Raw genomic sequence first — 11,050 nt, forward strand, 5'->3', positions numbered from 1 at the left:
CTTATATCCCCGCCCGATTGGGCGAGGGTTTACGCGGATTTTGCTAAGCTATAACAGGTTAATAAAACCCTTAAGGCGAGTAGTGGAAAGCCAAGGGTATAAGCGGTATATTCGCAGCATTGTTTTATGCCGGAAATAAGACACCAACCTACGGAATACACCATGATTGCTCTGATTCTACTTGGCATTGTTGTGCTTGTTGCCTTTGTCACCCTGTTTGTGGTTCATCATCGTAAAGCACAGGAAGAAAAACGTGTTCAGCAAGAACGCAAAATTCGTGAAATTGAATCCCAGGCCAAACGCATAGAACCACTGGTTACACGTATCCGTGCCCATTTGTTGCCCTATGAGTTACGTTCGGCCCTGGCTGAGCGCTGGATTGCCCTGTTACATACCCAGCAGGATGCCGGTGATAAACGCGAGGACTTCCTTAAATATCTGCAAGAAGCCGAAGATACCGTCCGTGAAGTGAAAGCCAACCCCAATCCCAAGGTCGTACCCATCGAAAATCAGCAGAAAGGCCAGGAGGCAATGAATCAGCTGAAAAATGTGCAGTTCCTGATTATGAAAGAGTTCCGAGAAGGACGCTTGAGTGAAACCCGTGGGCAGGAGTTTCTTGCTTCGATACGCCATGCTGCGACCCAGGTGGTGATCGAAATGAACAAATCCCAGGCTGAAGAGCAGATAAAAAATAAAAAATACCGTGCTGCGATGATTTATTACCAGAACATCATGAAAGAGCTGAAAAAGTATCGTGGTACCGATCAGGCTCAGTTCAGCAGTGTTTTTAATGAAATACGTGCCACCATGGATCGAATCAAACCTCTGGCTCAGCAGGAACTCAGCAGTGGCCCCAATATGCTGGCAGAAGGCATGAATGAGCTGGAAGAGGAAGAAAAAGAAAACTTCATGTCTGATGTACAGCGGGCGGTGATAGCCAGTAAAGCCAAAGCCAGAAGTCAGGGAGCCTGAGTCCTGTGAAAGCGCCTGCTGATTTTTTTATGCCCGCCGAGTGGGCAGAACATCATCAGACCTGGATGCTCTGGCCACAACGCCCGGATAGCTGGCGGCTGGGTGGAAAACCAGCACAGGCTGCTTTCACCCGTGTAGCACGAGCCATTGCCGAGTTTGAGCCGGTGACTGTGGGTGTGAACGCTGACCAGTATGAAAACGCCTGTAATCGCCTGGAGCACAACAATATCCGGGTGGTGGAAATGGCTTCAGATGATGCCTGGGTAAGAGACACTGGGCCGACCTTTGTGGTCAACCACCAGGGTGAAGTGGCGGGCATGGACTGGCAATTCAACGCCTGGGGTGGCCTGAACGGTGGGCTGTACTTCCCCTGGCAGCGGGATGATCAGGTGGCTCGCAAGATTTTGCAGATCGAAAAGCTGCGCCGCATCCGTACCGAAGGTTTTGTACTGGAAGGGGGTGCCATCCATGTGGATGGTGAAGGCACCCTGCTGACCACCGAAGAATGCCTGCTGAACCCCAATCGCAACCCCCATCTGGATCGTTCAGCCATCGAAGCCGAGCTGAGTTATCACCTCGGAGTATCCCGCATCATCTGGTTGCCGGAAGGCCTGTACAACGATGAAACCGATGGGCATGTGGATAACTTCTGCTGTTTTATTCGCCCCGGTGAAGTGCTGCTGGCCTGGACTGATGATGAACAAGATCCCAATTACCGGCGTTGCCAGGCCGCTTACAAGGTACTCAGTGAAAGCCGTGATGCCAGAGGACGCAGTCTGGTGATTCACCTGATGCCGATTCCTTCACCTATCTACGCGACTGCTGAAGAATGTGAAGGTGTGGATGCCGTAGAAGGCAGTCAACCTCGTAACCCTGGCATCCGTCTGGCGGGCAGCTACATCAACTTCCTGATCGTCAACGGTGGCATTATTGCTCCCGCTTTTGATGTACCGGAAGACCTTGCCGCTGAAGAAATCCTGCGTCAGTTGTTCCCCGATCGTCGTGTGGTCATGCTACCGGGACGGGAAATCCTGCTCGGCGGCGGCAACATCCACTGCATTACCCAGCAACAACCCGCACCCCTCACCGCAGGGCGCTTTGCCTGAGATAGTGCGTTACTGGTTGTTTGTTCAGCCGTTGTTTCCGGTCGCGCCATCCTTGCACATGAGTAGCTTGTAACGATCAGGTCGGCGGTCACGGAATACTCCCCAGCTCTGGCGGGTGAAGGCCAGTGCATCCAAGTCAAAAGCCTGTACCAATACACCTTCCTGCTGGCGATCCAGTTCAGCCACCTTGGCACCAAAACCATCAGTGATGAAAGACGAGCCGTAGAAGGTGATCTGCCAGTCATCTTCCTGTTCCACACCCACCCGATTGGAAACAACCACCGGGGTGAGGTTGGCAGCGGCATGGCCTTGTTGGGTACGTTGCCAGTGGTCGCAGCTATCGAGGGTGGGATCATGGGGTTCACTGCCGATGGCGGTGGGGTAGAAGATGATTTCAGCGCCCTGCAGCGCCAGCGCCCGCGCCGTTTCCGGGAACCACTGATCCCAGCAGATGCCCAGCCCGATGCGGGCATAACGGGTCTCCCAGACCTGAAAACCGGTGTCACCCGGTGAAAAGTAGAATTTTTCACTGTAACCGGGGCCGTCGGGGATGTGGGTCTTGCGGTAGCGATTGGGGTGCAGGCTGCCATCCGCATCAATCATCACCACAGTGTTAAAGCGCACCTGTCCGGCCAGTTCATAAAAGCAGATCGGCAGCACCACCTGAAGTTCTGCCGCCAGCTTTTGAAAATGCGCCACTGCCGGATTCTGCTCCAGCGGAGTGGCCAGTTTCAGGTAGTCGTATTTCTGCTTCTGGCAGAAGTAGGGGGTTTCAAACAGTTCCTGCAGCAGGATGATCTGGGCACCCTGAGCTGCTGCCTGACGCACCAGCTGTTCAGCCTTTTGAATGTTGCTCTGGCGATCCGTGGAGCAGGCCATCTGGGTGGCGGCAACAGTGACGGTACGCGGCATGGACAAAACTCCTGATCAGATTTTCTGGAAACGCAGACGGTTGGCATTGCTGACTACAGTGACTGAGGACAACGCCATGGCGGCAGCGGCAAAAGCCGGATTCATCAACCAGCCGGTGAGCGGGAAAAGCACCCCGGCGGCCAGCGGAATGCCCAGGGTGTTGTAGATAAAGGCACCAAACAGGTTCTGGTAGATGTTGCGCAGGGTGGCGCGGGAAATCAGCATGGCATCGGCCACGCCGTGCAGTGAACCCCGCATCAGTGTCAGGTCGGCACTTTCGATGGCTATGTCGGTGCCGGTGCCAATGGCAAATCCAACGTTGGCCTGTGCCAGCGCCGGGGCATCATTAATGCCGTCACCCACCATGCCCACCCGTAAACCTTGATCCTGCAATTCACGCACCTTGCTGGCCTTCTGATCCGGGCGTACTTCGGCAAAAATCTCAGTGATACCGACCTGTTTTGCCACGGCCTCAGCGGTGCGCTGGCTGTCGCCAGTTAACATCACCACTCTTACCCCCGCCTTTTGCAGGCGTTGGATGGCCGCAGCAGAATCCGCCTTGATCGGGTCAGCAATACCCAGCACTGCTTCTACCTGCCCATCCACTGCCAGCAGTACAGCGGTATAACCCTGATCAGCCATGCCAAGGCGCTGGTTTTCGATGGATTCATCCAGTGTGACACCCTGTTCCTGCATCAGTGACAGGTTGCCCACCAGCCAGGTCTGGTTGTTGATCTGTCCACGGATGCCTTGGCCGGAAAGAATTTCCGGAGTTTCAGTGGCGGGTAATGTCAGTTCACGTTCTTTGGCAGCCAAAAGAATGGCGGCAGCCAACGGATGCTCCGAGGCCTGCTCCAGTGAAGCCAGCAGTGCCAGCAGTTCATCATCCGACAGGGTGCTGGCGCTGGAAGTGTTAAAGCGCTCCAGCGCCACCAGTGAAGGTTTGCCTTCGGTGATGGTGCCAGTTTTATCAAGGATTACCGCATCCAGTCGGGAGGATTCCTGCAGGGCATCACCCCGGCGGATTAATACACCTTTTTCTGCGGCACGTCCCACACCCACCATGATGGACATGGGTGTTGCTAATCCCAGTGCACAGGGGCAGGCAATCACCAGTACCGTCATGGCGGTAACCAGTGCATAAGCTGAGCTGGGTTCCGGGCCATAAAGCCACCAGACAGTGGCGGTCAGGATGGCAATCAGGATCACCACCGGTACAAACACACCACTGATTTTGTCGGCCAGTCGCCCGATGGCGGGTTTGGCGTTTTGTGCCTGACGCACCTGTTGAATGATCTGAGCCAGCGCGGTGTCTTCCCCGACTTTGCGCACTCGCATTTTGATACTGGCACTCTGGTTCACTGTCCCAGCGGACAACCATTCCCCCTTGGTTTTACTGACTGCGGCAGGTTCACCGGTCAGCATGGATTCATCCACTCGGGTTTCACCTTCAGCCACAATACCATCCACTGGGATACGTTCGCCGGGGCGTACACGCAGTAGATCACTGGGCTGAATGGAGGCCAGGCGCATTTCTATTTCTTCCCCTTCCGGGGTAATCAGGCGGGCAGTATCCGGTTGTAATTGCATCAGGCTGCGAATGGCCTGACTGGCTTGCCCTCGCGCGCGGGTTTCCAGTGCATGTCCCAGATTCACCAGGCCAATGATAAAAGCGGCAGCTTCATAATAAACATGCCGACCTTCCATCGGCACCATTTCCGGCCAGAGCACGATCAGGGTGGAGTAGATCCAGGCAGAGGCGGTACCAATGGCAATCAAGGTATCCATGGTGGCATGGCGGTTTTTTAAAGCCGACCAGGCACCAGTGAAAAAATGACTGCCGGAATAAACCATGGCAAATAGCGTTGCCAGACCTATCAGTCCCCAGAGTAGCTGTGCATCTTCAACCATCGGCAGGTGCCCGGTGAACATGAGCAGCATCTGCGGCACACCAATTGCCAGTGCCACCCAGGTGCGTTGCCAGGCTTGTTTTAATGCTTGGGCTTCTTCGGCCTGACGTTCGTCTTCGCCGTAATCAGCACCCATGGGGGTGGCATTAAAACCGGCAGATTCTATCGCTTTAACCAGCAGGGAAACATCCACCTCACCGCTGACTTCAGCACTGCGATCCGGCAGGTTCACACTGACTTGTTCCACTCCGGGAACCTTGTTCAGGGCTTCATCAATACTGGAAACACAAGCTGCACAACGCATACCGCGTAATGCCAGGCGGGTGGTGGACATGGTAACTCCCAATTTATGCGGTTTCTGCTTCAAAACCCAGGTTTTCAATCACTTCGATGGCCTGTTCAGCCGTGAGGTTCCCTTCGACGCGGGCAGATGTCTGGGTGACTTCCACTTCGTTAACACTTTCCAGTGTCATCAGCGCTTCAGTGACCTTGTTAACACAGCCGTTACAGGTGAGTCCCATGAGTTTTAATTCCAATGCTGGCATTTTTCGTACTCCAGTTGAGGTTATTTAAAGATTTTTGTGGATGTTCAGGCCGCTTCAAACGGGGTGTTGCGGCGAGATTCTGGATCATAAGGCAAGTCTAACAGATTGATTTTAAACCTTTGCCCGTTACTTTCGGCATACAAGGTGGACTGATCTTCCACTGCCTTGATATTAATCACAGCCAGAGCCTGCATTTCGCCCTGCTGACTGGTGGCAATCAACAAGAGTTCACCCAGGTTTTTGCCTTCTTCATCCAGCAGTGCAGCAGGCAGGGTCAGTTCAGTGGATGGCAGCTGTACCCGAAACAGGCGTTTTTTAACCTGGCCGCGATACTGGGCACGCGCCACAATTTCCTGCCCGATGTAACAGCCTTTTTTAAAACTGATGGCGCCCAGTGCCTGAAAATTTAACATCTGGGGTAAATACTGATCACTTAAAGCCAGGTCGACTGGAACACGACCGATTTCTATATCCAGCAGATTCCAGTCATTAGTGGATGCGGCCTGGGTGCTCTGCTGCAGTTGTTGCTGGATTGCTGCAAAGTCTGTGGTTTCACGCTTCAGCAGCAACAAACCCCGCGCCCTGGAGCCAGGCAGCTGTAATAACAAAGTTTGTTCATTGGTGCTCTGGCTGTAGAGGGTAGCAGGCCAGCCGCCCAGCACTTCAGCTGCCAAGGCCGGTAGCCCATCACCCGACAATCCCAGCAGTTGATAGTTAGCAGTGGTATCCACCAGGCGGGTTTTGAAAAAGGGTTCAAATTTTTTCAGGTGGTTGTGTACCAGCGGCAGAGTGTCTGCAGGCAAAATCAAGGCCAGATGATCCGCTGCAAAGGCCACCAGATCAAAGCTACTGATCACACGCCCTTTAAGGCTGCACAAAAGCCCCGGTAAGGCTTGTTGTGGTGACAGCAAACGCAGGTCAGCAGTGATCTGACCCTGCAGCAGTTTATCCGGCTGGCCACCCTGTAGCTCCAGAACAGCCAGATGATTCAGTGGAACATGATGGACTTGTGACATGATGAATAACCTGTGGTTTATTGCAACGTACCAGTAGATATTAAAACCCAGTAATCTGCATCAGTCAGCATAGGGATGCAAGCATAAAAAAACCCCGCCGTAGCGGGGTTTTGTTTCGTCCGAAGACTGGTTTCAGGATTCCTGAGCGACCGGAATCACTGAAGAGGCTGCTTTCTGGTACTCAGCAATCTGATCAAAGTTCAGATAGCGGTACACATCACTAGCCATGGTGTTGATGGTGGCAGCGTATTGCATGTACTCAGCGGTGGTTGGCAGTTTGCCCAGAATGGAGGCAACCGCAGCCAGTTCGGCAGAGGCCAGGAATACATCAGCACCGTCACCCAGACGGTTCGGGAAGTTACGGGTCGAGGTGGATACCGCAGTAGACTTGGCTGCGATACGCGCCTGGTTACCCATGCACAGTGAACAACCCGGCATTTCCATACGGGCACCGGCTTTGCCGTAGATGCCGTAGTAGCCTTCTTCGGTCAGCTGGTGCTGATCCATTTTGGTTGGCGGAGCCAGCCACAGGCGAGTCGGGATGGAACCCTTGTGCTTCTCAAGCAGTTTACCAGCGGCACGGAAGTGACCAATGTTGGTCATGCACGAACCAATGAACACTTCGTCGATCTTGCGACCGGCAACGTCAGACAGGGTGCGGGCATCATCAGGATCGTTCGGAGCACAAAGAATAGGCTCTTTGATTTCGTTCAGATCAATTTCAATGATGGTGGCGTATTCTGCATCTTTATCTGCACGCATCAGCTGCGGGTTAGCCAGCCAGTCTTCCATCGCCTTGGCGCGACGCTCCAGAGTACGGGGGTCACCGTAACCGTTGGCAATCATCCAGCGCAGCAGGGTGATGTTGGACTTCAGGTATTCAGCCACAGACTCTTCGGACAGGGTGATGGTACAACCGGCAGCAGAGCGCTCGGCAGAAGCATCAGACAGTTCAAAAGCCTGTTCAGCAGTCAGGTGTTCCAGACCTTCGATTTCCAGTACACGACCGGAGAAGATGTTCTTCTTGCCTTTCTTCTCAACAGTCAGGTGACCGTCTTTGATCGCCTGGTAAGGAATGGCATGAACCAGATCACGCAGGGTGATACCGGGCTGCATTTCGCCTTTGAAGCGAACCAGTACCGACTCAGGCATATCCAGAGGCATGACACCCGTGGCTGCTGCGAAGGCCACCAGACCTGAACCGGCAGGGAAAGAAATACCCAGTGGGAAACGGGTGTGAGAGTCACCACCCGTACCTACAGTGTCAGGCAGCAGCATACGGTTCAGCCAAGAATGGATGATGCCGTCACCGGGGCGCAGAGACACACCACCACGGTTCATGATGAAGTCTGGCAGTGTATGATGAGTGTTCACGTCAATGGGCTTGGGATAAGCAGCCGTGTGGCAGAAAGACTGCATCACCAGATCCGCAGAGAAGCCCAGGCAAGCCAGGTCTTTCAGTTCGTCACGGGTCATTGGCCCCGTGGTGTCCTGAGAGCCAACAGTGGTCATTTTGGGCTCACAGTAAGTACCGGGGCGAACACCGGCCACGCCACAAGCTTTACCCACCATTTTCTGAGCCAGGGTATAACCCTTGCTAGTATCAGCAGGCTGATCAGGCTTTTTGAAGGTGTCACATGGACCCAGACCCAGTTCAGCACGGGCTTTTTCAGTCAGACCGCGACCAATGATCAACGGAATACGACCACCGGCACGAACTTCATCCAGCAACACCTGAGTTTTTAATTCAAAAGTAGAGATGACTTCGTCGGTGCCGTGTTTGCAAACTTTACCTTCGTAGGGGTAAACATCAATGATGTCACCCATATTCAGGTTGTCGACCGGCATTTCGATTGGCAGGGCACCAGCATCTTCCATGGTGTTGTAGAAGATTGGAGCAATTTTGGAGCCGAAGCAGAAACCACCGGCACGCTTGTTGGGTACGTTCGGGATGTCGTCACCGAAGAACCACAATACAGAGTTGGTGGCAGACTTACGGGAAGAACCCGTACCAACAACGTCACCCACGTAGGCAACTGGGAAACCCTTGGCTTTAACAGCTTCGATCTGCTTCAGTGGACCAGTCACACCGGGTTCAACCGGCTCAATGCCGTCACGAGCCATTTTCAGCATCGCATTGGCGTGCAGTGGCATATCAGGACGTGACCAGGCATCGGGAGCTGGAGACAGGTCATCAGTGTTGGTTTCGCCAGGCACTTTAAAAACGGCCAGAGAGATTTTTTCGGCCAGTGCGGGACGATTGGTGAACCACTCAGCATCAGCCCAGGACTTCATTACTGCCTTGGCGTTTTCGTTGCCTTCTTTGGCCTTGTCAGCCACGTCGTGGAAGGCATCAAACATCAGCAGGGTGGATTTCAGCTGCTCACCTGCCAGTTCGCCCAGTTCATCGTGATCCAGCAGATCAACCAGAGTGACGATGTTGTAACCACCCTGCATGGTGCCCAGCAGTTTAACTGCCTGTTCAGCATTGATCAGCGGGGAGGAGCTTTCGCCCTTGGCTACGGAAGCCAGAAAACCGGCTTTAACATAAGCCGCTTCGTCCACGCCTGGTGGTACACGGTTGGTAATCAGATCAACCAGAAACTCTTCTTCACCTTGAGGTGGGTTTTTCAGCAGATCAACCAGAGCTGCGGTTTGGTCTGCATTAAGAGCTTGGGGTGGGACGCCTTCCAGCGCGCGTTCTTCAACATGTTTGCGGTAAGCTTCTAGCACGGTTTTATACCCTCATCTGTTAGCGCTTCGATCGACTGCAAAAAATCCTGTCTTTTTAATCAAAGCAATCGATGGAGACATCGATCCCTTTAAAAGGCGCTGGCATTGTAGTTTAAAGTGTCGACAAAGTTAAGTTGAGCGACTGCGAGATGGCTTCAACTTTGGTCGCTTATGGCTGCTTCATACAGCATTCGGTTCATGCGGTTGAAGAGTCTGGCAGGGCTTAGATCATTAAATTCTGTCAGGGGTTCAATACCATAAGCCTGCAGTTGCTGCATTTTTTCACTGCCTGCACGTAATAAATCCATGGCAAGAACTTCTGCCGGGGCAGCTGGGTGATGACGAATGGCAAAACGTTGCAGCTGGTTTTGCAGCCGCAGCGGATCACTGATCCTGATATGTTGGCGAACAATAATAACCGTCTGCTGCCACAGGCGTTGCCAAATCTGTTGTTGCTGTTCTGTTGTCAGCAGGTTCCAGCCATCCACCTCCGCCACCAAACGTTTACAGCCACGGCAAACGGGGTCACCAAAGGTTGTGGAACAAAAACCGACACAAGGGGACTTCAACAAAACCTCCGATTCTTCAGGTGATTCGGTGTACAATTCTGGCATTTCAACCCTTGCCGAACGGGAGAGCACCATGGATAAACAGTTACTTGCACTGCTGGTTTGCCCGGTAACTCATGCGCCGCTGCAGTATAACAAAGAAGCTCAGGAGCTGGTTTGTAAAGCCAGTGGTCTGGCTTATCCAATCCGTGATGGCCTGCCGGTGATGCTGGAGAGTGAGGCGCGTCAGTTGACTGCAGAAGAGAAGCTGGAGAAAAAATGAGCTTTACTGCAATTATTCCTGCACGTTATGCCTCCTCACGCTTGCCGGGTAAACCTCTGCTGCTGATGGGTGGTAAACCCATGTTGCAGCATGTCTGGGAGCGTGCCTGCGCCAGTGATGCAGCGCGGGTGGTGATTGCCACCGATGATGAACGCATCCGGGATGCTGCCATAACTTTTGGTGCCGAGGTCTGTATGACTTCTGCAAATCACCCCAGTGGTACGGATCGTTTGCAGGAAGTGACACAACAACTGCAACTGCCCGATGATGCGCTGGTGGTGAATGTGCAGGGTGATGAACCACTGATTCCACCGGCACTGATTAATCAGGTGGCGGCTAATCTGGCGGCTTGTCCACTGGCCAGTATGGCAACACTCAGTGAAGCCATTCATGAAGTGGCGGCGGTATTTAATCCGAACATTGTTAAGGTCGTCAGTGATATCCACGGGCTGGCGCTTTATTTCAGCCGCAGCCCGCAGCCCTGGGTCAGGGATCATTTTATTAATCGTGGCACGGGTCACTTTCAGCCGGATACACTGCCAGCTGGTGTGAACTTTCAGCGCCACATCGGTATTTATGCCTACCGTGTAGCTTTTTTGAACCAGTATGTCACCTGGGCACCGGCACCGCTGGAGCAGGCTGAACAACTGGAGCAGTTACGTGCACTCTGGCAGGGACACCGGATTCATGTAGCCGAAGCCTGTGAGCACCATCCTCATGGGGTGGATACCGAAGAAGATTATCAGCGGTTGAAACAGCTGCTGGCCAATGCCTGCTGAGGAAACTCATGAGTAATGAAAAAAAAGTCAGGGTGTTGTTTGTCTGCCTTGGCAATATCTGCCGTTCACCCACTGCTGAAGGTATTTTTACCCATCTGGTAAATACTGCTGGTTTACAGGATCAGATTGAAACTGATTCAGCCGGAACCAGTGATGCCCATGCCGGTGAAGCCCCTGATGACCGGATGCTGAGTTACAACCCTTCGGCCATTACTGAAGTACCTGATCCCTATTATGGTGGTGATG

The 11,050-nt window shown here is 53.3% G+C and carries 10 protein-coding genes and 1 pseudogene; 5 read left to right on the forward strand and 6 right to left on the reverse strand.

Annotated features, from left to right (window positions below; translation table 11 throughout):
• Window positions 1-162: 162 nt before the first annotated feature.
• Together IBX50_RS13190 and aguA are read left to right on the forward strand one after the other, a co-directional pair.
• Complete coding sequence (locus IBX50_RS13190) at window positions 163-972, forward strand: hypothetical protein (RefSeq protein ID WP_292256537.1); 810 nt, start codon at window positions 163-165, stop codon at window positions 970-972.
• A gap of 5 nt (window positions 973-977) precedes the next feature.
• Entirely contained in the window at window positions 978-2,078 is a 1,101-nt protein-coding gene (aguA, locus tag IBX50_RS13195) for an agmatine deiminase (protein WP_292256539.1), read from the forward strand.
• A 24-nt stretch (window positions 2,079-2,102) separates the two neighbouring features.
• Here the strand turns inward: aguA and aguB are convergent, their stop codons facing one another.
• The 6 genes from aguB to IBX50_RS13225 all read right to left on the reverse strand — a co-directional run bounded on the left by aguB (window position 2,103) and on the right by IBX50_RS13225 (window position 9,808).
• Window positions 2,103-2,990 carry an N-carbamoylputrescine amidase gene (gene aguB, locus IBX50_RS13200; RefSeq protein WP_292256541.1) on the reverse strand — a complete coding sequence of 296 codons (888 nt, stop codon included), beginning with the start codon at window positions 2,988-2,990 and terminating at the stop codon, window positions 2,103-2,105.
• A 15-nt stretch (window positions 2,991-3,005) separates the two neighbouring features.
• Window positions 3,006-5,234, reverse strand: coding sequence for a heavy metal translocating P-type ATPase (locus IBX50_RS13205; protein WP_292256543.1), 2,229 nt, complete (start codon window positions 5,232-5,234; stop codon window positions 3,006-3,008).
• Window positions 5,235-5,247: 13 nt separating this feature from the next.
• A complete protein-coding gene (locus IBX50_RS13210; RefSeq protein WP_292256545.1) occupies window positions 5,248-5,445 on the reverse strand; it encodes a cation transporter in 198 nt (65 codons plus the stop codon).
• 44 nt (window positions 5,446-5,489) lie between these two features.
• Complete coding sequence (locus IBX50_RS13215; protein ID WP_292256547.1) at window positions 5,490-6,461, reverse strand: hypothetical protein; 972 nt, start codon at window positions 6,459-6,461, stop codon at window positions 5,490-5,492.
• 132 nt (window positions 6,462-6,593) lie between these two features.
• Complete coding sequence (gene acnB, locus IBX50_RS13220; RefSeq protein ID WP_292256548.1) at window positions 6,594-9,194, reverse strand: bifunctional aconitate hydratase 2/2-methylisocitrate dehydratase; 2,601 nt, start codon at window positions 9,192-9,194, stop codon at window positions 6,594-6,596.
• Window positions 9,195-9,349: 155 nt separating this feature from the next.
• Complete coding sequence (locus IBX50_RS13225; RefSeq protein ID WP_292256549.1) at window positions 9,350-9,808, reverse strand: DUF1289 domain-containing protein; 459 nt, start codon at window positions 9,806-9,808, stop codon at window positions 9,350-9,352.
• A 28-nt stretch (window positions 9,809-9,836) separates the two neighbouring features.
• Here IBX50_RS13225 and IBX50_RS13230 point away from each other — a divergent pair, with 28 nt between their 5' ends.
• The 3 genes and pseudogenes from IBX50_RS13230 to IBX50_RS13240 form a co-directional block, all read left to right on the forward strand.
• Complete coding sequence (locus IBX50_RS13230; RefSeq protein ID WP_292256551.1) at window positions 9,837-10,025, forward strand: Trm112 family protein; 189 nt, start codon at window positions 9,837-9,839, stop codon at window positions 10,023-10,025.
• Window positions 10,022-10,804 (forward strand): 3-deoxy-manno-octulosonate cytidylyltransferase, encoded by a 783-nt coding sequence (gene kdsB / locus IBX50_RS13235; RefSeq protein WP_292256553.1) that lies wholly within the window; start codon window positions 10,022-10,024, stop codon window positions 10,802-10,804. Before IBX50_RS13230 ends, kdsB begins: the two co-directional genes overlap by 4 nt.
• Window positions 10,805-10,812: 8 nt before the next feature.
• Window positions 10,813-11,050 (forward strand): annotated as a pseudogene (locus tag IBX50_RS13240) (hypothetical protein); the annotation flags it as partial.

The organism is Marinospirillum sp. (genome assembly GCF_014859565.1).

Bases quoted from the DNA above. Each gene is read 5' to 3' on its own strand.
- IBX50_RS13190 (WP_292256537.1), top strand. From the start codon at position 163: ATGATTGCTCTGATTCTACTTGGCATTGTTGTGCTTGTTGCCTTTGTC.
- aguB (WP_292256541.1), bottom strand. From the start codon at position 2,990: ATGCCGCGTACCGTCACTGTTGCCGCCACCCAGATGGCCTGCTCCACG.
- IBX50_RS13205 (WP_292256543.1), bottom strand. From the start codon at position 5,234: ATGTCCACCACCCGCCTGGCATTACGCGGTATGCGTTGTGCAGCTTGT.
- IBX50_RS13210 (WP_292256545.1), bottom strand. From the start codon at position 5,445: ATGCCAGCATTGGAATTAAAACTCATGGGACTCACCTGTAACGGCTGT.
- IBX50_RS13215 (WP_292256547.1), bottom strand. From the start codon at position 6,461: ATGTCACAAGTCCATCATGTTCCACTGAATCATCTGGCTGTTCTGGAG.
- IBX50_RS13225 (WP_292256549.1), bottom strand. From the start codon at position 9,808: ATGCCAGAATTGTACACCGAATCACCTGAAGAATCGGAGGTTTTGTTG.
- IBX50_RS13230 (WP_292256551.1), top strand. From the start codon at position 9,837: ATGGATAAACAGTTACTTGCACTGCTGGTTTGCCCGGTAACTCATGCG.
- kdsB (WP_292256553.1), top strand. From the start codon at position 10,022: ATGAGCTTTACTGCAATTATTCCTGCACGTTATGCCTCCTCACGCTTG.